16 protein-coding genes, 1 pseudogene and 1 CRISPR repeat array are annotated in these 25,306 nt (G+C 35.7%); of the genes and pseudogenes, 9 read left to right on the forward strand and 8 right to left on the reverse strand.

Features of this window, described 5'->3' with window-relative positions; all coding sequences use genetic code 11:
* Positions 1-469: 469 nt before the first annotated feature.
* The 3 genes from L1967_RS17495 (at position 470) to pckA (ending at position 3,778) form a co-directional block, all read left to right on the forward strand.
* On the forward strand, positions 470-1,213 hold the full coding sequence (locus L1967_RS17495; protein ID WP_249602797.1) for an energy transducer TonB: 744 nt from the start codon (positions 470-472) through the stop codon (positions 1,211-1,213).
* A gap of 65 nt (positions 1,214-1,278) precedes the next feature.
* Positions 1,279-2,064, forward strand: a complete 786-nt coding sequence (locus L1967_RS17500) for a universal stress protein (protein WP_249602798.1) — start codon at positions 1,279-1,281, stop codon at positions 2,062-2,064.
* Positions 2,065-2,149: 85 nt separating this feature from the next.
* Positions 2,150-3,778 (forward strand): phosphoenolpyruvate carboxykinase (ATP), encoded by a 1,629-nt coding sequence (gene pckA / locus L1967_RS17505; RefSeq protein ID WP_249602799.1) that lies wholly within the window; start codon positions 2,150-2,152, stop codon positions 3,776-3,778.
* A 215-nt stretch (positions 3,779-3,993) separates the two neighbouring features.
* Here the strand turns inward: pckA and L1967_RS17510 are convergent, their stop codons facing one another.
* On the reverse strand, positions 3,994-5,190 hold the full coding sequence (locus tag L1967_RS17510) for a DUF4998 domain-containing protein (protein ID WP_249602800.1): 1,197 nt from the start codon (positions 5,188-5,190) through the stop codon (positions 3,994-3,996).
* A 413-nt stretch (positions 5,191-5,603) separates the two neighbouring features.
* Between L1967_RS17510 and L1967_RS17515 the strand changes: the two genes are divergently transcribed.
* Positions 5,604-6,803 carry a proline dehydrogenase family protein gene (locus tag L1967_RS17515; RefSeq protein ID WP_249602801.1) on the forward strand — a complete coding sequence of 400 codons (1,200 nt, stop codon included), beginning with the start codon at positions 5,604-5,606 and terminating at the stop codon, positions 6,801-6,803.
* 95 nt (positions 6,804-6,898) lie between these two features.
* Positions 6,899-7,579, forward strand: a complete 681-nt coding sequence (locus L1967_RS17520; protein ID WP_249602802.1) for a M50 family metallopeptidase — start codon at positions 6,899-6,901, stop codon at positions 7,577-7,579.
* 418 nt (positions 7,580-7,997) lie between these two features.
* A CRISPR array of direct repeats spans positions 7,998-11,427; the repeat unit is 47 nt; unit sequence GTTGTGAATTGCTTTCAGAATTGTACTTTTAGTGCAGGATTCACAGG.
* Between the two features lie 130 nt (positions 11,428-11,557).
* On the opposite strand, the gene cas2 is transcribed toward L1967_RS17520, so the two are convergent.
* From cas2 to cas9, 4 genes are all read right to left on the reverse strand, one after another.
* A complete protein-coding gene (cas2, locus tag L1967_RS17525) occupies positions 11,558-11,905 on the reverse strand; it encodes a CRISPR-associated endonuclease Cas2 (RefSeq protein ID WP_249602803.1) in 348 nt (115 codons plus the stop codon).
* 95 nt (positions 11,906-12,000) lie between these two features.
* Positions 12,001-12,309: a GIY-YIG nuclease family protein gene (locus tag L1967_RS17530; RefSeq protein ID WP_338063555.1), complete on the reverse strand. Its 309-nt coding sequence runs from the start codon at positions 12,307-12,309 to the stop codon at positions 12,001-12,003.
* A 538-nt stretch (positions 12,310-12,847) separates the two neighbouring features.
* On the reverse strand, positions 12,848-13,744 hold the full coding sequence (cas1, locus tag L1967_RS17535) for a type II CRISPR-associated endonuclease Cas1 (protein ID WP_249602804.1): 897 nt from the start codon (positions 13,742-13,744) through the stop codon (positions 12,848-12,850).
* A 6-nt stretch (positions 13,745-13,750) separates the two neighbouring features.
* On the reverse strand, positions 13,751-17,917 hold the full coding sequence (cas9, locus tag L1967_RS17540; protein WP_249602805.1) for a type II CRISPR RNA-guided endonuclease Cas9: 4,167 nt from the start codon (positions 17,915-17,917) through the stop codon (positions 13,751-13,753).
* 598 nt (positions 17,918-18,515) lie between these two features.
* Here cas9 and L1967_RS17545 point away from each other — a divergent pair.
* On the forward strand, positions 18,516-19,286 hold the full coding sequence (locus L1967_RS17545; protein WP_262917462.1) for a nucleotidyltransferase domain-containing protein: 771 nt from the start codon (positions 18,516-18,518) through the stop codon (positions 19,284-19,286).
* On the forward strand, positions 19,276-20,340 hold the full coding sequence (locus L1967_RS17550; protein WP_249602807.1) for a DNA polymerase beta superfamily protein: 1,065 nt from the start codon (positions 19,276-19,278) through the stop codon (positions 20,338-20,340). The genes L1967_RS17545 and L1967_RS17550 overlap by 11 nt, the downstream gene beginning before the upstream one ends.
* A 427-nt stretch (positions 20,341-20,767) precedes the next feature.
* Here the strand turns inward: L1967_RS17550 and L1967_RS17555 are convergent, their stop codons facing one another.
* Both L1967_RS17555 and L1967_RS17560 read right to left on the reverse strand, forming a co-directional pair.
* A complete protein-coding gene (locus L1967_RS17555; RefSeq protein WP_249602808.1) occupies positions 20,768-21,370 on the reverse strand; it encodes a nucleotidyl transferase AbiEii/AbiGii toxin family protein in 603 nt (200 codons plus the stop codon).
* Between the two features lie 65 nt (positions 21,371-21,435).
* Positions 21,436-21,960, reverse strand: coding sequence for a helix-turn-helix transcriptional regulator (locus tag L1967_RS17560; protein ID WP_249602809.1), 525 nt, complete (start codon positions 21,958-21,960; stop codon positions 21,436-21,438).
* A gap of 706 nt (positions 21,961-22,666) precedes the next feature.
* Here L1967_RS17560 and L1967_RS17565 point away from each other — a divergent pair.
* Together L1967_RS17565 and L1967_RS17570 are read left to right on the forward strand one after the other, a co-directional pair.
* Positions 22,667-24,127 (forward strand): class I SAM-dependent DNA methyltransferase, encoded by a 1,461-nt coding sequence (locus tag L1967_RS17565; RefSeq protein ID WP_249602810.1) that lies wholly within the window; start codon positions 22,667-22,669, stop codon positions 24,125-24,127.
* Positions 24,124-25,191, forward strand: a complete 1,068-nt coding sequence (locus L1967_RS17570) for a restriction endonuclease subunit S (protein WP_249602811.1) — start codon at positions 24,124-24,126, stop codon at positions 25,189-25,191. Before L1967_RS17565 ends, L1967_RS17570 begins: the two co-directional genes overlap by 4 nt.
* Positions 25,192-25,201: 10 nt before the next feature.
* On the opposite strand, the pseudogene L1967_RS17575 reads toward L1967_RS17570, so the two are convergent.
* A pseudogene (locus L1967_RS17575) lies at positions 25,202-25,306 on the reverse strand (IS1595 family transposase); the annotation flags it as partial.

Below are 25,306 nucleotides of genomic sequence, written 5' to 3' on the forward strand. Positions count from 1 at the left end.
TTATGGGGATTCATATAGATAATGTATGATTTTTATCATTTTGCCAATCGATTTTTGGTGATTGGTAAAATAAATTTTAATGGGAGATGTTATTAAATAAAGATTATCCTTTTTTTAGTTGTTGAAATAAATGTATTTTAGACACTAAAGATGTTTTTGGTCAAAATTACGATCTTATTTAGCACAAAATTTTTTCGGAAGTATTGCATTTTCGCTAATCGTTTGTCATGTGAATAAAATCTTAAAAAAATCGCTAAAGCTGATATTTGTCAGGTTTCTTTAAGTAGATAGTTTATACCTTTAATACTGTAAAAACGAAGAAGATATTTTGTTATTAAGGAATTTAAATGATTGAATTTTAGAAACCCCTGAATAGTAAAAAAATGATGTTGTAGAGATTGAAAAAATAGACTGGATCAACCACCAGAAATTTTAATAATCACTGAATATTAATTTTAAGCCAAGCGTCATGAAAACCAAAAAAAATCCCAAAGCAGACCTCAATAGAGGAAGTGTGATTTTCTTCCAAATTGGTCTCATCATGATACTGTCCTCTGTGTATTTTGCTTTAGAAATGCGCACCGCCACAAAAGATAGTGTCGATAATTACGCAATAGATATGGATGAAGAAATGATCGTGGATATCCCTATTACGCAAATGAATACCCCGCCACCTCCACCTCCACCACCTCCACCAGTGATTCCAGAGGTTATTGAGATCGTGGATGATGAGCTGGATATCAAAGAAGATGTTATCGTATCTACAGAAAGTAACCAGGATGATAAAATTGAAAAAGTTGCCGAGGTGTCTGATATTACAGAAGGAGATGGTGAAGAAGAAGTAGAACAGGTTCCCTTTGTATTTGTAGAACAAGTACCCATTTTTCCGGGTTGTGAATCACTTAAAGATAATGAAGCCCGTAAAAAATGTATGACAGAGAAAATAGATGAGTTTGTGAGAAACGAATTTAATACCGAGGTGGGAACAGAAGCCGGAGTAAACGGTATAAGCCGAATCATCGTAGTCTTTAAGATTAATGAGTTTGGAAAAGTTACCGATATCCAGTCTAGAGCACCCAACGTTCTTTTAGAAGAAGAAGCAGAGCGGGTTATAAAAATGCTACCTCAAATGAAACCAGGGATGCAACGTAACCGCCCGGTAAGAATATCTTACTCACTACCAATTGTATTCGATTTTAGAGAACGCAGTTAGGTGCTTTAAACAGACAACCCAAAAAATTGAAATAGATCTATGGAATTCACTTTAAACCAAAAATCATGAAAACTGTTCTTATCCCTTTCGACTTTTCAAAAGCTTCTTTAAACGCATTAAAGTACGCTGTAGAATTTGCAAAACAAAAACCAATTGTAACCGTTTATTTACTTCGTATACTTTCAGAAGGTGCAGATGAAGATGAAAATGAAGAAAAGAAAAAGCTTTACGAGGTTATTGCAGAATATGATAAACCTGAATATCCTGAAATAATTCCCATGGTAAAACAGGGTAAATTAGCCCCTGTAATTTTAAAACTAAGGGAAGAGCTAAATATAGATTTAGTGATCGTAGGAACTAGAGGTTCTAAAGTGGAACGGGAAAATATGACCTCTAACACCTCTAAATTTGTGCAACAGGCAGATTTACCAGTGTTGGTAATTCCTGAAAAATCAAAAGAATTTAGTCTAAAAACAATTGTTTTGACTATGGGTAAAGAAAAGATTCCAGATAGAAATGTACTCTATACCCTACTGGATATTGCAAGACGTTTTAAAGCAAAAGTTCACTTATTAACCGTAGACAAAGATTCCAATTTATTAGGCTATTCAGATTACGACGAGATCAATGAAAAAACCATAGAGTATTTTCTAGAAATGTTTTACTCACACCATACCTTCTTGGAAAATGAAGACATAGAAGAGGGGATTAAACAATATATAGAAAATCACAATGCAGATATGTTGGCCATCATGCCAAAAACACACTTAGAGAAACCTAAGGCTTCTCAAGGTAAACTAACTAATATTTTAACGCTGCATAGCGACAAGCCATTACTGGTTTTAGATTAACAAGAATCAACTAGAATTATATCAACAACTTAATACAACCCAGTTTTCTGGACATACTAATGTTTCACTTAAATTTTTAATTATCATGAGTACTTCTCTAGACTACCCAAAAACGCAAGATCTTTTAAAATATGGAATAAAAGACAATAAGGTGATGTGGAACCTGAGCGGTGAAGAACTTCAAAAAATAACCCTTGAAAAAGGCATGGGAAGAGAATCATCTAACGGAACCCTTGCTGTTAACACCGGTAAATTTACAGGTAGATCTCCTCAGGATCGTTTTATAGTACAAGACGACTATACCAAAGATGTTTGGTGGGGAAAAATAAATAAACCAATCTCACCTGAAAATTTTGATAAACTTTATGACAGGGTAACCAATTATCTTACAGGAAAAGATGTTTATGTACATGATGGCTATGTATGCGCCTATCCTGAATATCAAATGAATGTTCGAACAATAACCGAATACCCCTGGTCTAACTTCTTTGTAAAAAATATGTTCTTAAGGCTAAATGAAGAAGAACTTAAAAACTTTGAAGAAGAATGGTTGGTACTTTGTGTTCCTGGTTATGTAGAGCCCAATCCATCAGAATACGGTTTACGCCAAGGCAATTTTAGTATCCTAAACTTTACCAGAAAAATAGCTTTAATCGGAGGATCTGCCTATACCGGTGAAATGAAAAAAGGGATATTTTCAGCCTTAAACTTAATTTTCCCAAAAGATAAGAATGTATTGCCTATGCACTGTTCTGCAAACGTGGGAAAAAATGATGATACCGCTATATTCTTTGGATTATCCGGAACAGGGAAAACAACCCTTTCTGCTGATCCAGAACGAAAATTAATTGGAGATGACGAGCATGGATGGACCGCAGACAATGTAATCTTTAATTTTGAAGGAGGTTGCTATGCTAAAGTAATTGGTTTAACTGAAGAAAAAGAGCCAGATATCTTTAGAGCCATTAAGCCAGGCGCATTGTTAGAAAATGTGATTTTCGATAAAGATGGTGAAATCGACTTTTTAGACAGTAGTATAACCCAAAATACAAGAGTAAGTTATCCAATAGAACATATTGATAATATTCAACCTAATTCTTACGGTGAAAATCCTACCAATATCTTCTTTTTAACTTGTGATGCTTTTGGCGTATTGCCACCGGTTTCTAAACTTACTCCCGGACAGGCGGCCTATCACTTTATCTCAGGATATACTGCAAAAGTAGCAGGAACCGAGGCCGGAATTACAGAACCCGTTCCTTCATTCTCTGCTTGTTTTGGAGAACCATTTATGCCACTGCATCCAACAGCTTATGCCGAAATGCTAAGTAAAAAAATGCAGGAAGCCAATGTAAATGTATGGTTAATTAACACCGGATGGAGTGGAGGCCCTTACGGAGTTGGATCAAGAATTAAACTAAAATATACTCGTAGTATGATTACCGAGATTTTGAATGGAAATCTTGAAAATGTAGATTACGAAATGCATCCAATATTCGGATTAAATATGCCAAAATATTGTGCTGGTGTACCTTCAGAAATGTTGAACCCAATTAATACCTGGCTTCAAAAAGGAGTGTATATTCAAAAATCAATTCAGTTGGCACATTCATTCCACTTAAACTTTGAAAAATTTGCACAAAAAGCATCGCAGGAAATTTTGGAAGGTGGTCCACTAATCGATGAACACCACCATATTTCTTCAGACTTATAAAGATTTTTTTGGGGATTTTTTGGTTTGAGAAGGTCGTAGTCTTTAGGGGGAAGGCTACGATCTTCTTTTTGAGAGAAGTAAAAAGCACCGAGTAATATCGGTGCTTTTGTGTTTCTGGCAGTAAAGAGTAAGGAGATGAATTGAGATTGGAAATTGTGCTGACTACTGATTCGAACATCAGAATATAAAGGCTGCCAGATCTCCTGTGGATTAGTTTATGATCCGGGAACTATTTCCCAAGAAATAATATTACAATATCTGCCAGGTGTTTCTCCCCATTGCGTGCTTACCTGGCCAATTAAAAGGGCCGTAGTTTCCTCCAGCGTAAAATTTATAGAATAGTTTAGCGTAGCTGCTGTTGTTCTTTCGTAAGCTACTACATCTTCAGAATTTTCCACTATTTCAACATCTGGGAATTCTTCAGCTGTTGTGACTACAAAATAAGAGCCCCCTTCATCATCAACAGAATGATTGGTATCTCTTAAAACGATTCTAAGGGTATAATTACCAGCACCTGCTGTTACCTGCTGATAGATTTTTCCGTTCGTAATTGCCGGCGATCCCCAACCAGATTCCATATTGAAAATATTATTATTCCATTCGTCCCAGCCACCGTAACCATCATGGTTTCTAGCAGCTTCATTGGTGGTCCAAACCGATAAAATACCCCATCGGCCACTTATAGAATCTGCCGCAAACGGTACTGCTGCATTTTGCAATACCGGAAACTGAATAGGGGTATCGGTTGTGTAACCGGTATAAAACGTATCTATAGCCGTTGGGGCGGGTACAAATACCGATCTAAAGCTATAGGAAGTTCCTTCCTTAAAGTTGGGGATCGTTACGCGATCGATATCTTTAGTAATAAACAAACTTTTTAATTCACCATCAATAGTCTCATAGTCTAATTGCGTTCCAATAGCTCCCGGTGTTGCGTCAATAGCATTAAAGTTAATGTCTAAGGTCGTGTTTCTTAAAATTTGAGAGCTTATTTCTCTGTTCGTAATAGCAGCTTCGTAGTCGCTTCCAAAAACACTTGTTCCCGCGGTAATGGTATTAGACGTATTACCGCTATTATCCTTAGCCACCACTTCAAAGGTGTAGTTGCCTTCTTCAAGACCGGTAATGGTAGCCGAAATGGTTTCTGAAGAAGTTTCAACAGGAATGATTAATGATTCTGCGCGGTCGTTCCAAAATACTTCAATTTCAGAGATTTTATCAGGATCTACCTTACCTTTTACCTGCACCCGGTTTTTCCCGGGATTCGCTTCAAAAGATTTAACTGTAGCAACAGATGCAGCTCTCTGATTAATATACACAACGTCCTGATCTGTATCACATGAAAAAAAGACAATTAATAGGAAAGAAAGATACATTATTCTGAGAAGAGAAAGCGTAGTATAATGTTTCATACATAGTATGTATTTAGTTGATTTTAATGAATTATTAAAAATCTGTTCGAAATCGTTTTCGTTTATGAGTCGTTTTAATAAGTTTATTACAAATTTAAGTCTTATAATTCTGAAAGTATCCTGTAGTGTCCTGATTAATATGTGTTTGAAAAAATGAAAACCCCTATTTGTACTGTCCCTGACCTGATTGAATGGAAAAAGAAAATTGGCTCTTTGTTTTTTTGATTTTCGACCTTTTACAGGTCTGATTTTTAAAAGGATTTATAAACTTATTGTAATGAAATATCGAAAATGTTAATTTATTATGTCACAAAAGCTTAATTTATGAACGCTATCACTATTTCTGAGACGAACATAAGTTAAGGTTTACTAATCCTTCTTTTAAACGTAAGCTTATGGAGTATTTTTAAGTTATGATAAAAGAGAAAATTTTCAACGATACAGCGACGGCTTTCAGGTTAAAATCTGATATGGAAATTAATAGAGCCGTTCTCCTTTTTAGTGTAATGGGAACACCATCTTTGATAAAACCAGGAATAGCAATTACAAAATTTGCTTTAAAAGCAAAATTGCCGATTACTCCTATCATTAAAAATACCATTTTCGATCAGTTTTGTGGTGGGGTTACAATAGACGATTGTAAACCGGTAATGGATCAGATGGATGAGGTTAATCTATCCAGTATTTTGGATTATTCGGTAGAAGGTAAAAAAAATGAAGCGGAGTTCGATTCAGCCTACAATGTCAAATTGGAGCTTATCGAATTGGCCAGGGAAGAAAGCGAAGTTCCTTTTGCTATTTTTAAGCCTACCGCCTTAGGTCGATTTAAAATATGGCATAAAGTAAGCTCTCATGTTAGTTTAAATGAAAAAGAAAAAGAAGAATGGGAAAGAGTGCAGCAAAGGGTAGAGGGCTTGTGTGAAAAAGCGCATAAGTTAAAGGTACGATTATATGCTGATGCTGAAGAATCCTGGATGCAGGAAGCTGCAGATCTTCTTATGGAAAAAATGATGGCTAAATTTAACAAAGATGAAGCCTTAATTTTTAATACTTTCCAATGTTACCGTTGGGATCGCCTGGAGTATATAAAACAATTGCATTCCAAAGCCAAAGAGCAGGGCTTTAAGATTGGTGCAAAGATCGTAAGAGGCGCCTATATGGAAAAGGAAAATAAGCGCGCTAGGAAACGAGGAAAAAAGTCACCAATTTGTATAAGTAAGGAGGCTACAGATGTTAACTTTAACAGTGTGATGGGGTATTGTCTGGATCATTTAGACGATTTCTCGGTATTTATTGGTACACATAACGAGATTAGTAATTATCTGGCCTTGCAAATATTAGAAGATAAAGGTATTGCTAAAGACGATCCACGTGTTTGGTTTAGTCAGTTATACGGTATGAGTGATCAGATAAGTTATAATCTTGCCGCCAGAGGTTACAATACTGCTAAATTGGTGCCATTTGGTCCCATAAAAGATGTGGTGCCTTATTTGTTAAGGAGAGCCGAAGAGAACTCTTCAGTAAAAGGACAAACCAGTAGAGAGCTTAATCTGCTTAAGAGGGAAAAGGAAAGACGAAAAAAATCAGAAGATCTTGCTCAGGCTAAGGCTTAAAGCTAAAATTTTTTATCTGAATTTTCCTCCAGAATAAATAATTCTGAAAAAATTAGGAATTAAAGTGCCTGTCAATCCCTTAAAAAGTATTCAAAATGATCGAATTTTGGGATATTCCAAAGTTATTTATTGCATTTTTTGTGATCCTGCCAGTGGTTTCGTTGATCCATGAATTGGGGCATGTAGTCGTTGCTAAACCCTTAGGAGCAAAAAATATAAAGATTATTATTGGTTCTGGAAGAATCCTATGGAACACCCGAGTTTTTGAAATTAGAAAGTACTATTTTTATTATGGGTATTGCTACTTCGAAAATATTGATGATAGTAGCCGTTGGAAAAATCTCTTTATCTATTCCGGCGGTGTACTGGTCAATATCCTTGTGGCGGTACTCTTAATTTATGTGATTTCTGGCGAGTTTATAGCTTCCAGTAGTTTTACTTATCAGTTTTTATATTTTTCGATGTATTATGTGTTTTTCGCTTTATTACCTATGAGTTATCCTGATGGTAATTTTAGCGACGGAAAAATAATTTATCATTTACTGAAAAGGGATCACCGATTATTACAACAAAAGCAATTTCAACTTTGGTATGATAAAAAGGATGCCCACTGGAAATTAGCTGTAGAAAGCAGGGACACAATTGAAAAGTTGAAAGATTTTGATAAAGCCTATGAAATAGCCTTGGAAAAGGCAAGAACTTCAAGACCTAGTAAGCTTGAAGTCATCAAAGAAAATACGAGTCATTTTGAGATCTTTCCAAGAAATCCTATTTAGTAAAATGGCAGGAAATTTTAAGTTGATCCCCCAACACCTGAAGGGAATTTTTTTTAATCGCTTTCAGAAACCCTTAGGTTTACGAATTCTTATATAATAGAATGTCATGAGCTAATTGTACTTTTAGTGCAAGGTTCACAGGAGATCCCCCTAACCCCCGACGGGGGAATATTTTTTAAGTCGCTTTCAGAAACCCTTAGGTTCACGAATTCTTATATAGTAGAATGTCATGAGCTATTTGTACTTTTAGTGCAAGGTTCACAGGAGATCCCCCTAACCCCCGACGGGGGAATATTTTTTAAGTCGCTTTCAGAAACCCTTTGGTTCACGAATTCTTATACAATAGCATGCCATGAGCTATTTGTACTTTTAGTGCAGGATTCACAGGTTTGACTATCGTTAAGATTGAACTTGCGTTGTTGTGAATTGCTTTCAGAATTGTACTTTTAGTGCAGGATTCACAGGGGACAGCGTCAAAATGTTAGAAATGATAATGTTGTGAATTGCTTTCAGAATTGTACTTTTAGTGCAGGATTCACAGGATTATACCATTTAACACCTACTCCTTTGATGTTGTGAATTGCTTTCAGAATTGTACTTTTAGTGCAGGATTCACAGGTCGATCTAAAGAATGGATTGTAGCTTATCAGTTGTGAATTGCTTTCAGAATTGTACTTTTAGTGCAGGATTCACAGGTTTTGCACCTTCTAATATTACAGATGATGAGTTGTGAATTGCTTTCAGAATTGTACTTTTAGTGCAGGATTCACAGGTTATTTTTGTAAGTCATGCAGGCGGTTCAGGTTGTGAATTGCTTTCAGAATTGTACTTTTAGTGCAGGATTCACAGGAATAAAGTTTGATGATCCTTAGCAAAGTGGGTTGTGAATTGCTTTCAGAATTGTACTTTTAGTGCAGGATTCACAGGTGGCGTCTTCTACAATATCCTTAAGCGCATGTTGTGAATTGCTTTCAGAATTGTACTTTTAGTGCAGGATTCACAGGTAGGAAAAGCACCTGTAGTAGCCCACTTAGTTGTGAATTGCTTTCAGAATTGTACTTTTAGTGCAGGATTCACAGGGTTTTGGGCAGAAACTAACGCACTGTTTATGTTGTGAATTGCTTTCAGAATTGTACTTTTAGTGCAGGATTCACAGGGTTAACTGCAAAGGTGTTGTTGCTGTTGCTGTTGTGAATTGCTTTCAGAATTGTACTTTTAGTGCAGGATTCACAGGTTGTAATACTTTTTGGTACGGTCAATTGTCGTTGTGAATTGCTTTCAGAATTGTACTTTTAGTGCAGGATTCACAGGCGCACATCTATAACTTTCAGGAACACCTGAGTTGTGAATTGCTTTCAGAATTGTACTTTTAGTGCAGGATTCACAGGTCATCTGTTACACTCCCTGTACCCGTGCTTGTTGTGAATTGCTTTCAGAATTGTACTTTTAGTGCAGGATTCACAGGCAAGGTGAAATATAAATCGCTGACGTTTTGGTTGTGAATTGCTTTCAGAATTGTACTTTTAGTGCAGGATTCACAGGATTTCTCATCGTTACCTGGTGCCGAGAATAGTTGTGAATTGCTTTCAGAATTGTACTTTTAGTGCAGGATTCACAGGATGTTCATCAGTTGTATTTCCCTGGTCTTGTTGTGAATTGCTTTCAGAATTGTACTTTTAGTGCAGGATTCACAGGGTACTTTATTTACCAAGTCAATCCCTGCCTGTTGTGAATTGCTTTCAGAATTGTACTTTTAGTGCAGGATTCACAGGTCTTCTAAGCCAGATGAAAGAACTGAGATAGTTGTGAATTGCTTTCAGAATTGTACTTTTAGTGCAGGATTCACAGGAAAGGTTGCGATTAAGGTTCCGTTCCAGTTGTTGTGAATTGCTTTCAGAATTGTACTTTTAGTGCAGGATTCACAGGAAGGAATGTCGTCGTATTCATCTGCAGACGGTTGTGAATTGCTTTCAGAATTGTACTTTTAGTGCAGGATTCACAGGCTTCTATGTAAGCAAGATTAAACGATGCTAGTTGTGAATTGCTTTCAGAATTGTACTTTTAGTGCAGGATTCACAGGAAGTGTTGTCTATGTCATTTCCACTAACAAGTTGTGAATTGCTTTCAGAATTGTACTTTTAGTGCAGGATTCACAGGAGCTTCTTTTGGAAATTCTTTATTCAGATAGTTGTGAATTGCTTTCAGAATTGTACTTTTAGTGCAGGATTCACAGGAATGCGAAGGCTGTAATCTGGTTTGAGGATGTTGTGAATTGCTTTCAGAATTGTACTTTTAGTGCAGGATTCACAGGCGTAAACAGATGAATTACCTCCTGACCTTCGTTGTGAATTGCTTTCAGAATTGTACTTTTAGTGCAGGATTCACAGGCTCTTACATCGCAATTCAAATATCTTCCGTGTTGTGAATTGCTTTCAGAATTGTACTTTTAGTGCAGGATTCACAGGGATAAAAGTAAATACGCTTTAGTTCAATTAGTTGTGAATTGCTTTCAGAATTGTACTTTTAGTGCAGGATTCACAGGTAGTTTTAGGATTGATTCTTTGTCAATTTGTTGTGAATTGCTTTCAGAATTGTACTTTTAGTGCAGGATTCACAGGACATTAACGCTAACATTTTCGTAATAAATAGTTGTGAATTGCTTTCAGAATTGTACTTTTAGTGCAGGATTCACAGGGTAAACGTAAAAATTACCTGTTAACGGAAGGTTGTGAATTGCTTTCAGAATTGTACTTTTAGTGCAGGATTCACAGGAGTACAGCTCCGTAATGTCTCCATAAATCAGTTGTGAATTGCTTTCAGAATTGTACTTTTAGTGCAGGATTCACAGGATAGGAGGTTTGTTTAATTAAAAATAAATAGTTGTGAATTGCTTTCAGAATTGTACTTTTAGTGCAGGATTCACAGGTTTCTGTAAAAGTTCAGCACACACCTATAGTTGTGAATTGCTTTCAGAATTGTACTTTTAGTGCAGGATTCACAGGAAAGATAACGACCCCGCATTTGATTTATTTGTTGTGAATTGCTTTCAGAATTGTACTTTTAGTGCAGGATTCACAGGACTAGGAGGCTTAACCCTGTATTAACTCATGTTGTGAATTGCTTTCAGAATTGTACTTTTAGTGCAGGATTCACAGGCCTTCCTTGACATTTCAATAGAGTACACATGTTGTGAATTGCTTTCAGAATTGTACTTTTAGTGCAGGATTCACAGGGAGGAGAAAGCATTTATGTTGACGGTACCAGTTGTGAATTGCTTTCAGAATTGTACTTTTAGTGCAGGATTCACAGGGATGAAAGTGAGAGAGTCCTACAAGAGTTAGTTGTGAATTGCTTTCAGAATTGTACTTTTAGTGCAGGATTCACAGGTGTTGTCTTGTAGCATCTTCAGTGATGCCTGTTGTGAATTGCTTTCAGAATTGTACTTTTAGTGCAGGATTCACAGGTATCCAATCTATCATAAAACATTGCTTGGTGTTGTGAATTGCTTTCAGAATTGTACTTTTAGTGCAGGATTCACAGGATTGCTTCTCCTCTGACCTCAAATAATATTGTTGTGAATTGCTTTCAGAATTGTACTTTTAGTGCAGGATTCACAGGGTTTACCACAGTAGTATGAAACTCTTAGATGTTGTGAATTGCTTTCAGAATTGTACTTTTAGTGCAGGATTCACAGGAGCCTGTTGTGTAGGTATTACCATCCCACTGTTGTGAATTGCTTTCAGAATTGTACTTTTAGTGCAGGATTCACAGGAATAACAATAAAGATAATGCTTAATTAGAGTTGTGAATTGCTTTCAGAATTGTACTTTTAGTGCAGGATTCACAGGATACCTGGTTTAAATACCTGGTATTCTGTGTTTTAAATGCTTTTTTAGGATTAAAAAATGAGATCGATAATTGAGGTATCGACTCCGCTCGACCAGACTTTTATGATTCTAAGAAAAATGAATTTGTGCTTTAAAAAAGTTCCAGTTGTTGCGTGGGAACTTCAGGAGCTATTTCTTTTTTACCGTGAAAAAGCTCAATCATCCCAAATTGTTTATCGGTAATTTGCATCACCGCGACTTTTCCCTTTTTTGGTAAATTATTTTTGGTGCGTTTAATATGTGCCGCCGCATTTTCCCGACTCGCGCAGAATCTGGAATAAATAGAAAATTGGAACATCCCAAAACCGTCATCCAGTAATTGTTTTCTAAATCGGCTGGCAGCTTTGCGTTCCGTTCGTGTTTCGGTTGGTAAATCAAAAAAGACAAGTACCCACATACTTCGATATTGGTTTAATCTGGAAAAACGGCTTTCCTGCATCGCTTTTGGTTTATTTCTCTATTTATTTCAAGCTTCTATACATTTAGGTCACGGAGTGATTTTTGAAAAAATCGTATCAAAGTAACCGACTTCGCTTAACTATTTTTCTTTACATAAATCTTTTTTGCTAATCCCGGTAACAATTCGGTTGCCCCGCTCATTAAAGCTTCCTTTTTCTTTCTGCTCCAACCTTGTAGTTGTTTTTCTCTATAAAAAGCATCATCAATCCGATGGTATTCTTCATAATAAAGTAAGCTAACGGGTAATCGTTTAGCCGTATAATTAACTCCTGTTCCATTATTATGTTCGCTTAATCTTTTTTCAAGATTTTTAGTACTACCTGTATAGTAACTTCCATCATTGCACAGTAAAATATAGGTATATCCTTTTATCATTAACTTCATTTTTTAATCTGCTTTGGCTTCGATATATAGGTCACTGAGTGATTTTGAAAAAATCGTATCGAAGTGTCCGGTTTCGCTTTGGCTTCGATACGCTCCTCCTTTCAGTCAGACCACTCAGCCACCGCTCTGTTTAGGTCACAGAGTGTTTGCGTTGAGCAAACGTATCGAAGTGCCGGTTTCGCTATGGCTTCGATATAATTGCTCCTTTCAGTCGCAATCACTAGCCGCCATTGAGTTCAAAGTTGAAAAGTTTAAGGTTTAAAGTTGTGTTTTTTTTACTTTCATATCTACACATCTTCAAATTATCTTAATTCTTGTCTCCTGTTTCTTGTTTACAGAATCAAGACTCTCTTAGCTTTTTTCTATATTCTAACTTCCGCTATGGGGTCGATACATTTCGACAAGCTCAATGCGACTTAAAATTATATCGAATTTCACTCAGCCGCCGTTGAATTCAAAGTTGAAAAGTTTAAGGTTTAAAATTGTGTCTTCCTATATTCATTTTCACATCAACACATCTTCAAATTATCTTGCTCTGCTATCTAAACTCGGGATATAGTATTTTTCGGCTACTTCCATAAAAACAATCATATAAACTATTAGTGGTTCGGCTCATCGCATTCATTAACGGACTTTGTTTGCCGTCAATTTCAACATCTAAGGCAGGAATCCTCAATAATTCTGTTTTAAGATTGGTGGTGAGTTCTTCAAGATTACAGCCACTTTCTACGATATCATACACTAAGGCATCAACATAGGGGCGGTAAGGTTCCATAACATCATCAGCTAAAGCAAATGGGTTGTATTTGTTATGATGAAAAATGCCCACCGATGGAAGCATACCACTACTCACGATGGCTCTTGCCGCAATAGCTCTTAAAATCGCATATCCATAATTTAATAGATTATTAGGAGGAATACCTTTTTGGTTACGACTAAAGCCTTCGATATCAAACAGGTTCTGAAAATAATAGGCGGCAGCAATGGCTTCGTGGTTTTGGGTATCGCCACTCTTTACTTCATTACTCCAGCGTTCCAATTTTAAACTGTATTTGCCTAAGAGTTTTAAATGTGCCGCCTGATTGCTGATTTTTGCAGTTACCGTCTGTTGCCAAAGATTCTTCTTTAACGGGATACTGGCATCAAGTTGATGCCGGTAACGCACCGTTTGCTCGGTATGGCCTACTAAGGGTTGTAGCAAAGAACAGGGGAGGTGTTGTTTATCGCAGGTGATGACCGCCGTTTTATTTTGCACCAATTTCATTAGCAGTCCATTTGTAAGGGTAATTTGTGGGTTTTCCAACACGACAAAGCCTAAATCTTCAATGGGGATGGTTTTTTCTTCCTTTTCCTCTTCCGGAAAATTAACCACCAATTGCTCATTTTTAGTACTTAAATAGGTTGGACTGCCGAAGAAAAGGGTTCGCTTAATCATTACTTTTTAATATTCTCCTATTTGTACAATTCTGCCAATATGATCTATTCTAACTTTACACAAATTTCTTAGCCATTCGGTTGCTTGGAAATGTCTATACGTAAAATCCAAATTATTGGTGACCTCTGTTTCTAGGTGATGCCTAAACATATAGTTTTTTGTTGCAATTTTTTGAACCCTAAATAAGTTAGGGCTTATAATAGCAGCATTTTTTTCATCCAATAGGTCAATCTCATGCGGATTAAAATTTTCTGAAGGAAAAACAAACATTTCATTTTGCTTCATCATAAACAAAAATTTCCACCCTTTTGGATGCTGTTTTTTTATAATTGGCTGGTCTTGATTTTTACGTATAACAGCCTCATAAAAGGAAACTACTTCTTCTTGAAGATTACCAATCTCATCTTGATAAATGGCTACATGATGATTATTACCCGTACTTACATAATCAGTAGGAATTTCTTTTCCGTTATCGTCCAAAATTATATTTCCTAAATGATCTTTGGCTTGATGTAAAGGTTCTGCATTGCTAACTCCTGAAATTGTAGCTCTTTTGATGGTTATGCCTTTAGATTGATTTAACCAAATAGGATTTTTATCTAAATCTGAAAAAGCTGTTTTAAAGTCACCATTGTATTCTTCTAAACGCTTTTTCATTACCTCTTTAATGCCTTTATCAATAATTTTATCTAGATGTTTTTGAGTTTTAAAATTATCTGGATTAATATCTTTACGAATCGTGAAGATCTCTTCAAAAATCTTCACTTCTCTAAGAGGACTTCCATTAACTTGGATAGGATCACTTTTAAGGGTTTTATTACTAAAGGCTATTTTTTCGTTATTATCGTATTTTTTAAGGTGGTGCAATACAGCTTCTTGCTCTTTAAAATTAATTATTAAACCTGCTTGCTTCTTAGAAAACCTACTATTTATTTTTACAGGTTTTTCTAGTGGTTGTTTTGACTTTCCATATATGGTCTCTTTGTGCAATTGACCTCTGGGAGTTTTGGCTTTTTGGTAATTAAATCCTCCTTCTTTTTTAGTTTGGTTTATATTTTTAGTTACAACCTTATTTTTATTTTTAAAACTTACTAGTATAGCTTCAATTTGTTCTTTTGCGTTTTCACGAAAACTACTCATAGGTGCTTTGAAAACACGTTTTCCTTTTGAATTTACCTCTGTAATAAGATTTTCAATATTTTTTATAATAGGATGATTGTCCTGAGTAATATCCTTTCTGGCATTGAGGTTATTTATATATTGAATATGATTATGTGTGGTGAAAGCAACTGCTAATGCATCCATAGCGTGATGCCTGTGGTCATTACGCTTTGTCCAATCTTTTATTACTTCGTGCTTAAATATCTCTTCCGTTCCCTTATCAAGCCGTTCTTCATATTTCGTTAACCCCAGTGCTTTATATTTGGGCAGGTTCAACTCTTTCATTACATTGATTAAATCCCAGTCACTTCTTAACTTATCGGTAATACTTCCAGAAGTAGCTAAAACTTCATTTGGGAATACTTCATAAAGCATCCTTTTCGCTTTGCGGGCTATATATTGGCTATTTCTTAGATCACGCTCTATAAATCCATCAGGAATATCTTTGAGAGACATTAGTAATTTATTTCTCTTGCCTTTTGAAATATGGTTATCCTTATTCAAAGTTTCCACACGTTCTTTGTATGCTTCTACATTTGACTGATAATCTTGTGTGATAAAGTCTAAAGCAGTACGGTTTGCTTTTTTTAGGTTAACATTCCTAAAGGATAATGTTTTATTTGAAAATGAATCATCAAAAAGCAATGCTTTTGGAATGATGTGCTCTATATCTATTTCGCTTGAAAATATTTTATCTGGGCTTATATATTTGTCGGTAAATATGTCTTTATACCCTCTAGATTCTAGTTCCTGCCATAGTCGATAACGTACTACATCTGACTTCGTAGGATTTGGAATTCCAAATTTTTGAGTTATGATCTTTTTAATTTCCTCATTTCTTCTTGTACCATCTGCAATACCTTTAGTCATTTCAGCTCTTTCTTTTGCTGATTTTTTCAATTCTCTAGCTAATTCTATCCTAACGCCATCTGGTTTTCCATAGTTGTCAATAACTTGATTTACGACGTTCACCATTTGGTTTAAAATCTTCTCGACAACAGGATTGCGAAGACTATTCTTTTTAAGTAAATCGAGTTTAGCTTTTGGCTCAAATTTTTCTAAATCTTCTGCTGTCAAACTTTTAGAATGATTATAACCGGCTAACCTACAAGCTTCAGAATATAGATGACCATCCTCTAAATAAGGGAGAATTTTTTTAATGGCCTTAGCAGATAAGTTTCCGTAGTCCGACATCAGAGATAAATTAGCCAGCATTTTTGCATATTCTGGATTGAAACCAAACTTTAGGTGAAGCTTTTTCTTTAATGAAACACTAGAATTTCCGTATATTAACTTATCCTGTTCGGAAATTTTAAAATCTTCTTCAGCTGAATATAATAAATGCCACAATTCATAGCTGGATTGGTTGGTAAGTTGTTTTTTGTAAGCATCAAATTCTAAAATAGAAGCATTTATTCCTATTTCGGGAAAAGTAGCTTTTAATTCCTTTCTAATTTTTTTTGCGTTTGATTTATTCCAATCAATTCCATAGCCTTCAAAATCTGATATTTTTTGATAGATATTAAAAAGTGCCGCATTCGTTCTATTTCCTTCAATCTTTTCAAAATTGCATTTCCAATTACTTAGCTTACCAATTTTGAATTGAGATCTTAAGATTTTAAGGAGATCATTTGGGTTTAAGTCTCCCCGTAGGTTCAGTTCCTCAAAAAGTTCTTTTCGTATTTCTTGTTCTACTTCTTTAATTTCAATCTTTTCATCGGTTTCACTATTTGTAAATACTAAATGATTTAGATTCTGCCATATCTTGAATTCTTGAAATAGGGGTGAAGATTTAGGGATAACACGTCTCCCTACGGTTCTTGTTTTAGTTTTTCCCGTTTCTTTATCAAAATATTCTTGTTCCCAACTTTCAAACTGGCAGAAGCTTATCAGTGATTTTTGAGATTTTATTTTGCGTTGATAGAAAATAACAATATCTCTTATTTCTTGTTTTAATTCATCTGTTAAATTGGCATAGAAATTTGATTGGGTTTTCCAAATTTGTTCAAATTCATCTAAATAGTCCTGACGATAGAAAACCTGATTTTTGAGTGAGGTGTGCGGATTTTTTGCTATTTGTTTATAAAGGAATTCACCTACAGTTTCTTTATTAAGGTATAGCTTTTTACTTCTATCTGAAATACCCCCTAAATAACCACTAGATTGATTTATATCATTATTGATTTCTTGTAAAACAATGGCTAGTTGTTCTAAATCTAACTTCTCCGACAATCCTTTTACCCTCCAATGATAGTTTTCTATAGTTTTTTCTCTTCCTTTTATTATACGCTTGATTCCCTTTATATTAAAAGGTTTTTGGCAAATCGCCCAAGTTTGAGATTTATTTTTACCATCTAATTCTTTAAATAATTCATCCGTTAAAATTTCAAGGTAAAATGTTTTTTGATTGTTCCAAATCTTATTGAATTCTTGTTTTAAATCTGAGCGATAAAAATCCGGGATATATTTCCTATCATTTTCAAGCAATTCAAGAGCATATTGTCCTGGTGTAATATCTTGCTCGTAGAGTTCTTTTGCGATTGCCATTCCATCAATTGCTTGCCCTTCTTCATCATTACTAGCCTTTCTACTACTTTTATACCCCCTTTTTTTATTGATGGCTAAAAGAACTTTTGCAAAATCTTCTAAATCAATTCGCTCTCTTGCAGCCTTAGCTCTTAAAGAGAGTGTTTGGTGTGTTGTGCCTTTTCCTATTTCGGTAAGTGGCGCCTCTTTAGTAATAATGTGATTCTCTATTAGAATTTCAATAAGATTTTCTCTTCTTAATTTATAGCGTTGCAAATTACGGCGAGCTCCTCGTTTTAATGTCCGGTCTGCATTGGTTGATAATGGGCGACCTTTTTCAAAATTGGTTTTTTCATCAATTGTTAAGGGATTAACGCGCACCCCAAGTTTTATGATTTGTGAGGTTTCTGTTTCATTCTCTGCTTCGTTTACCAAAGCCCAGCCAATCGAGTTGGTGCCTAAATCTAGTCCTAATATTTTTTTCATACTTAGATATAATGAAAATACTTTATTGTTGTAAATATACATATTATAATTCTACATAAATAGAAAATGTTTATTATCTTTGTCAAAGAAATTTTCATATTTGAATTGACGAATTCATTTTGTTAAGGTCCAAACTTGACTTGTTAGTCTCCCAAGGATTAATAATGAAAATTTTTTTTGCATCTAATACTATTTTATATGTAGAATTAGTTGTGAATTGTTTTCAGTTTAAACCACCTCATTAACAGTGAGGTGGTTTTCCATTCTCTTAATTTTTTAACATTTTAAAGTTAACAATAAAATTTTTAGTTGGATTACGGTTTCCCATAAATGCCTTTAGAAAAGTTTTGTATATTTGTATTATAATTCTGAAAGCAATTCACAATAAGGATTATTCCGTTGTGAAAACATTCAAGGTGGCAGATTCATTTTTGTCACCTTTTTTTAATTCATCGAGGACTTTCTATACATATGTATAGGTGAATGTTATACTTAAACTATGGCTAGCAGCCAACCGGAAACAGTGCCTATATAATCTCCCCAATTTTCCCTATTTTCGTTACCACGCTAACGATGAGCAAACCTGAGAAAAATGGAAATGGAGCAAAAAATTAGTCAGTATTTAGAAAGGGTTGAGCAAGAGCATCAAGTGAACATCCTGTTGGCCTGTGAAACAGGATCCCGCGCTTGGGGATTTCCTTCGCCCGATAGTGATTTTGATATCCGAATCATTTACATCCACTCTAAAGACTGGTATTTATCGCTGAGCGAGAAAAAGGACAGCCTGGAATTGATGTTCGAGAATAACGAAATTGATATCACCGGCTGGGATTTGCGCAAGTCGTTGCGGCTGCTGCAAAAATCCAATCCGCCGTTATTGGAGCGCATCCAATCGCCCATTATTTATAAAGCCGATACGCATTTTGTAAAAGAAATTCAGCAATTGGCCGGTAGTCAGTATTCCAGAATTGCCACCATTCACCATTACCTGAGTATGGCGAAAAAGTTCCTGGATGAGCTGGAAAGTGCCGAGACCTACAAACTCAAAAAATTCTTTTACGCCTTACGTTCGGCGGTTGCCTGTAAATGGATTGTTGAAAAAGAAGAGATGCCGCCCATTGAATTCAAAAAAATGCGGGAAGGGTTGGCTATAGAAGAAAAGCTCTTAAAACGGATCGAAGAACTCATCGATTTAAAAGCCACCCAAAGTGAAACCTATTTGCACCAGGGAGAAGCGCCACTCTTCGCGTTGATGCATTCCTGTGTAGCGCTGGCCGAAGAGCAGCGAACGTCCTTACCCGCTTCCAACGGCAGTTTGAAAGATTTGGATGCCTTTTTTCTAAAAATGGTACATCGGTATGACGATTGAAGACTTAAAACAACAAAAGCTCATTATTTTAGAATGCATTAGCGAAAGTAAGGCTTATGGGTTAGATACACCAGAATCCGATACCGATATTAAAGGCGTGTTTATCTTGCCCAAAAAAGATTTCTATGGATTAAATTATATTCCGCAAGTCAGCAATGCTACGAATGATATCGTCTATTATGAATTGGGGCGTTACCTGGAATTACTTTCGGTGAATAATCCTAATATTTTAGAATTGCTCAATACGCCGCCATCGGCGGTACTTTACAAGCATCCGCTGTTAGATCGTATCGATTCCCGACGAATCTTATCAAAACTCTGTAAAAACACCTTTGGGAAGTTTGCCATTTCCCAAATAAAGAAAGCCAAAGGTTTAAAGAAAAAGATCGTGAATCCGGTAGAAAAAGAATGCAAAAGCGTACTATCTTTCTGTTATGTAAATCACGAACAGGGAGCGATTCCGTTGCCAGACTATCTCGCCTTAAAAAACTGGAAACAGGAAGATTGCGGACTCATCAACATTCCGCATATGAAAAATATGTACGGCTTATTTTATGGTGCGCAGTTAGGCTATAAAGGCATTATGCAGCACGAGCAATCCAACGACGTGAGTTTAAGTTCCATTCCCAAAGAAGAAAAGCAGCAGGCCTTGTTGTATTTTAATAAAGACGGTTATTCCAGTTACTGCAAGGAATATAAAGAGTATTGGAATTGGGTAAAACACCGAAACGAAGCCCGCTACCAAAATACCCAAAACCACGGAAAGAACTACGACGCGAAAAATATGATGCATACCTTCCGACTCTTAGAAATGGCGCTGGAAATTGCCAGAGAAAAACAAATCAACGTACAACGTCCTAACCGCGAGTTTTTACTGGAAATTAAAAGCGGAAAATTCGCTTACGATACGCTTTTGGCCCAGGCAAATAAATTGCAGGCTCAACTGGAAGAAGCTTTTCAACAGACCGACTTACCCGAGCATCCCGATCTTCACTACATCAATCAATTAGCCTATGAGTTGCGGGAAGGCTTGTATCGGGAAGGGTTTTATTAAATAGACGTTTTCAATTTCATAACTACCCTTTAGGTAAGATAGCTAGGGGAAGTTTAGGGGTTTAGGAGAAAATAGAGTTGAATAGCTGATGGCAGTTTGGTTTGATTTTAGGAGAACCAAAGGGTACTAACCTGAGTTCGATATAAATGTTTATGCAGGCATTTTGGATCATTGAGTGAATTTTCAAGGAAAATTTGTATCGAAATGCTGCCAAAATGGAAACTTCGATACAAAATCTTTTGCCAAGATTTCACTCAGTTTCCGAAATTTTCTTAGATCGAACTCAGGTTACTAATAATTTTAAAAAGCTAAACTTGTAGGAGGGAAGCGGAACAACGCAAAAGATAGTTCAACTACGCTCCATACAGGCTTCGGATTTTGCCTAAGCAACAAACTGGGTTTTGGGCTGTGTTGGAATTTGATGGATTTAGTTTTTAGAACTTCTAATGTTTTGCACTTCTTCCTCTATATCTAATTTGATAATTTCCCAAACTTTGTCTTTATAACAATTGGGTGTGAAATCATCTTCAGCTAAAGAAAAATCTATACATTGTTCTAAAAGCTCTTCTCTTCCTGCGCCATAAGGATTTCGTTGTTCATAGAAGTCTAACATTTGCGCTAAGGTAAATACATCTAAAAGCTCGTGGATGTCCCAAAAATCTTTTTTACGACCACCATTAGCAATCACTTCAAACTTCATTGCTGCTATTTCTTCAAGAGAGGCTAAACGTATATCACCTTCTTGTAATAATGGAAAAACAAAAGGATCTGTATAATAGATGTCCAATTTAATTGCTTGATGTTCATCTACACCAACAAAATAAGACCTTCCAAATACAACTTCACCAACAGCTGGTGTTGTTACATAAGCAAATACATCATTTAAAATTTCTTCTAAACGCTCAAAATCAATACTGCCATATGCTGCATCTGTAAATAAATCTATATCTATAGATGCTCTGTGCCCTAGTAGTAAACTTAATGAGGTACCACCAACTAACCTAAAACTATTAAATTCTTTAATAGTCATTAAGGTATTTAAAGATTTCCAAAGTAAATCGGAAACGGTATGGAGGTGTAAAGGCATTTTAAAACTTAAATCAGTTGAAAGTCGTCTACATTTTTTTGAAATGAAGAGAAACGGGATTGTTTAATAGACTTGGCTATTCTTGAAACTGTGCTTTTACCGTAGAATTTTATGATTTCATTGATTTCTTTATCATTACCACGTTCTAAAACTCTTTTAATAATGGCACGTTTATTTTTGTTCCAATCTATTTTATCAAATGAGGTATCCCAAAATAGTACTTTTCTAAAATTGTTTAAATCTGGTGTTCTTTTACTATTTTCAGTCAATTTACTTTTTACTTCATACCCGGCTTGCAGCATCATAAAATAATCTTCTTCTATATGAAAGTAATTTGCCAATTTAATGGATAACGCTGGATTGATACCTCTCTTTTGATTTATAATAGCACTAATGGTTTGCTTATGCTCACCTATAGACATAGCTAATTGAGCGCTTTTAATATTATTTCGCTTTATTTCACGGGATAATATTAGCCCTGGATGTATGCCTTTTATTTTAGCTATTTTAGGTAACATAGTTTCTTTTGTCATACAAAGGTAGGTATAAATAGATTAGTAAACAAAATCGTTTACTTTTTATGAGTAGTAATCTACTATTATAAATCCTTCCTTTAATTGTTCAGCATCTGGACTTGGTATTCACATCGCAAATAGCTTTGAAAACAACGTAATTTTTTTAAAAAGCGGTCTTTTATTTTTTGGTTTTACAGTATAAGCCTGAAAATAAAGACTTAGTCTATAATAGTAACACCAGATACAACAACATAGCTAAAGCATTAAAAGTTGACTTTTACCCGCTTTTAAAAATTCTGAATTACCCGAACATCCCGATCTTCACTACATCAATCAATTAGCCTACGAGTTGCGGGAAACGTTTTATCAGGAAGGGGTTTACTAGCCTATTTTTTTGAAGATCTTTCATAAATCATAATAAGAAACCTTCACCGTTTTGTCACACTGAGCGGAGTCGAAGTGCGCTTTTCCGTGACACCTATCGAAACGCAATAACAAAACCAACGATTGATTACAAATTATGGGTAATCAATTCAATTAAAATCCTTTTTCAGTTTATGGGTTTCCGTAGGGAAAAATAGGTGAAGAAACGTAGTATTGCGCCTATCATTAAAATCTTGTAGTACCGATAAATGTTCCTTTTACTCCATTAAAGTTAAAATCACTGATGAGTAAATAGACTTAAAATTTCTATATTTAACAATTCAAAAGCAACAACTCACGAATGTTCGAACAAACTTTTAAAAATATAGACGACGTTTTATACAAAGACGCCGGTGCTGATAGTGAACTAGATTACATAGGGCAAACCTCTTGGGTGCTCTTTTTAAAATACCTGGACGATTTAGAAAAAGATAAAGCCGATGCCGCCGCTTTAGAAGGCAAAACGTACACCTTTATTTTAGACGAAAAATACCAATGGTCTCATTGGGCGATGCCCAAAAAAGCAGATGGCGAACTGGACCATAACCTGGCAATGACGGGCCCCGATTTTGTGCAGTTTGTGAACACGCAGTTATTCCCGTATTTGGCCGAATTTAAGCAGAAAGCCAAAGACAATCCCAAAACCATCGCTTATAAAATAGGCGAAATCTTTAGCGAGCTGGGCAATAAAATACAAAGCGGCTATAACTTGCGGGAGATTGTTAACCTGGTCGATGAGCTGCCTTTTCAATCCAGTAAAGATAAACACGAGCTAAGCCACCTGTACGAAACCAAAATTAAAAATATGGGGAATGCCGGCCGAAATGGCGGACAGTATTACACCCCCAGACCTTTAATTAAAGCGATGATCCAGGTGGTAGATCCTAAAATTGGCGAAACCGTTTACGATGGCGCCGTAGGTTCAGCGGGATTTTTATGTGAAGCTTACGAATATATGTACCATAAAATGAAGCGTACCACCAGTAACCTGCAAACGCTTCAGGAACAAACCTTTTACGGGAAAGAGAAGAAAAATCTGGCCTACGTTATTGGCGTAATGAATATGATTTTACACGGCATAGAAGCCCCTAATATTATTCATATCAACACTCTTACGCTGCCCATACGCGATATCCAGGAAGACGACCGTTACGATGTGATTTTAGCCAATCCTCCCTTTGGCGGAAAAGAACGGAAAGAAGTACAGCAAAACTTCGACATTAAAACCGGCGAAACCGCCTTTTTATTCTTACAGCATTTTATAAAAAGCCTAAAAGCGGGAGGACGGGCCGCCATTGTTATTAAAAACACCTTTTTAAGCAATACCGATAATGCTTCTATTAGTTTACGGAAGTATTTACTGGAAACCTGCCAACTGCATACTATTCTCGATATGCCCAGCGGAACCTTTTTAGGTGCCGGCGTAAAAACCGTGGTTTTGTTTTTTGAAAAAGGGGAACCCACCAAAAATATCTGGTATTACCAGTTAGATCCCGGCCGAAATATGGGCAAAACCAATCCGCTAAATGAAAAAGACCTGGCGGAATTTGTCAGCCTGCAAAAAAGTAAACCCGAAACTGAACAATCCTGGAACCTAAAACTAAAAGACTTACCAGAGGTTGAAACCTATGACCTTTCTGTAAAAAACCCGAACACGCCGGAAGAAGCCCCTTTACGCGCTCCCGAAGAAATTTTAGCTGAAATAAAAAAATTAGATGCTGAAACCAACCAATTATTAACCCAAATTGAGGAGTTGATATGAAAGACTCAAATTATTTTCAACTCAAAGAAGTAGCAAATATCATTAATGGAGGAACGCCAAAGACTAAAATAAAAGATTATTGGGATGGCAATATATTTTGGATAACCCCTAAAGATTTAGGGAAACTAAATGAAGTATTCGTTTCAGATACACCTAGAAAAATAACATCTTTAGGCTTAGCTAAATCTTCAGCAAAATTGATTAAGCCAAACTCAGTAATTTTATCTACAAGAGCACCAATAGGCCATTTAGCAATAAATAAGGTTGAAATGACAACCAATCAAGGTTGTAGAGGCATTGAGCCAAATGAAGAATTAGATGTTAAGTATTTGTTTTATTTTTTGAAATCTTCGGTCTCTTTACTTAATGAATTAGGAAAAGGAACAACTTTTAAAGAGTTGTCTACTAAATCATTAGGTTCAGTAGAAATAAGAGTACCTTTTTTAGAAGAACAGCAACAAATCGTTCAGATTTTAGATAAAGCTTTTGCGAAAATAGACCAGGCCATAGCCAATCTAACGCAAAATATTCAAAATGCCGAAGACTTGTTTCAATCCAAACTCAACCAAATTTTTAACCAACAAGGCAAAGGATGGGAAGAGAAGAAATTGGGCGAGGTTTGTGAAAATTTGGACAGAAAAAGAGTCCCAATTTCTAAGAACAAAAGGGAAGCAGGAGAAATACCATATTATGGGGCTTCAGGTGTTGTGGATTATGTAAAAGACTATTTATTTGATGAAGAATTACTTTTAGTTTCCGAAGATGGGGCGAATTTATTGGCTAGAACTTATCCAATAGCATTTTCAATATCTGGTAAAACTTGGGTTAATAACCACGCCCACGTTTTAAGATTCCAAGATCAAATAGATCAAAAATTCATTGAACTTTATCTAAACTCTATTAGTTTAGAACCATATGTAAGTGGTATGGCCCAACCGAAATTGAATCAGAAAAAACTTAATTCTATTATCGTCCCAGATATTTCAAAAAAAGAAAAGAAAATAGTAGTTGAAAATATTTTACTTTTAAAAGAAAATCAAACTTTATTAATAAAAAAATATTGATTATCCGCAATTAGTCATAACCTGTAATTCCTGCTATAACGAGCCTATCGAAGAGTTTTTCTCCGAAATATCTTCTGTTGAGTTTGTAGATAAATTCATTCAGGTATAACTGTAG

Origin of the sequence: Zunongwangia pacifica, from assembly GCF_023499215.1 — a bacterium.
Taxonomy (GTDB): domain Bacteria; phylum Bacteroidota; class Bacteroidia; order Flavobacteriales; family Flavobacteriaceae; genus Zunongwangia; species Zunongwangia pacifica.

What these genes read in the sequence shown, in the direction of transcription:
- L1967_RS17495 (WP_249602797.1), top strand. Translation starts at nt 470, where the DNA reads ATGAAAACCAAAAAAAATCCCAAAGCAGACCTCAATAGAGGAAGTGTG.
- L1967_RS17500 (WP_249602798.1), top strand. Translation starts at nt 1,279, where the DNA reads ATGAAAACTGTTCTTATCCCTTTCGACTTTTCAAAAGCTTCTTTAAAC.
- pckA (WP_249602799.1), top strand. Translation starts at nt 2,150, where the DNA reads ATGAGTACTTCTCTAGACTACCCAAAAACGCAAGATCTTTTAAAATAT.
- L1967_RS17510 (WP_249602800.1), bottom strand. Translation starts at nt 5,190, where the DNA reads ATGAAACATTATACTACGCTTTCTCTTCTCAGAATAATGTATCTTTCT.
- L1967_RS17515 (WP_249602801.1), top strand. Translation starts at nt 5,604, where the DNA reads ATGATAAAAGAGAAAATTTTCAACGATACAGCGACGGCTTTCAGGTTA.
- L1967_RS17520 (WP_249602802.1), top strand. Translation starts at nt 6,899, where the DNA reads ATGATCGAATTTTGGGATATTCCAAAGTTATTTATTGCATTTTTTGTG.
- cas2 (WP_249602803.1), bottom strand. Translation starts at nt 11,905, where the DNA reads ATGCAGGAAAGCCGTTTTTCCAGATTAAACCAATATCGAAGTATGTGG.
- L1967_RS17530 (WP_338063555.1), bottom strand. Translation starts at nt 12,309, where the DNA reads ATGAAGTTAATGATAAAAGGATATACCTATATTTTACTGTGCAATGAT.
- cas1 (WP_249602804.1), bottom strand. Translation starts at nt 13,744, where the DNA reads ATGATTAAGCGAACCCTTTTCTTCGGCAGTCCAACCTATTTAAGTACT.
- cas9 (WP_249602805.1), bottom strand. Translation starts at nt 17,917, where the DNA reads ATGAAAAAAATATTAGGACTAGATTTAGGCACCAACTCGATTGGCTGG.
- L1967_RS17545 (WP_262917462.1), top strand. Translation starts at nt 18,516, where the DNA reads ATGGAGCAAAAAATTAGTCAGTATTTAGAAAGGGTTGAGCAAGAGCAT.
- L1967_RS17550 (WP_249602807.1), top strand. Translation starts at nt 19,276, where the DNA reads ATGACGATTGAAGACTTAAAACAACAAAAGCTCATTATTTTAGAATGC.
- L1967_RS17555 (WP_249602808.1), bottom strand. Translation starts at nt 21,370, where the DNA reads ATGACTATTAAAGAATTTAATAGTTTTAGGTTAGTTGGTGGTACCTCA.
- L1967_RS17560 (WP_249602809.1), bottom strand. Translation starts at nt 21,960, where the DNA reads ATGACAAAAGAAACTATGTTACCTAAAATAGCTAAAATAAAAGGCATA.
- L1967_RS17565 (WP_249602810.1), top strand. Translation starts at nt 22,667, where the DNA reads ATGTTCGAACAAACTTTTAAAAATATAGACGACGTTTTATACAAAGAC.
- L1967_RS17570 (WP_249602811.1), top strand. Translation starts at nt 24,124, where the DNA reads ATGAAAGACTCAAATTATTTTCAACTCAAAGAAGTAGCAAATATCATT.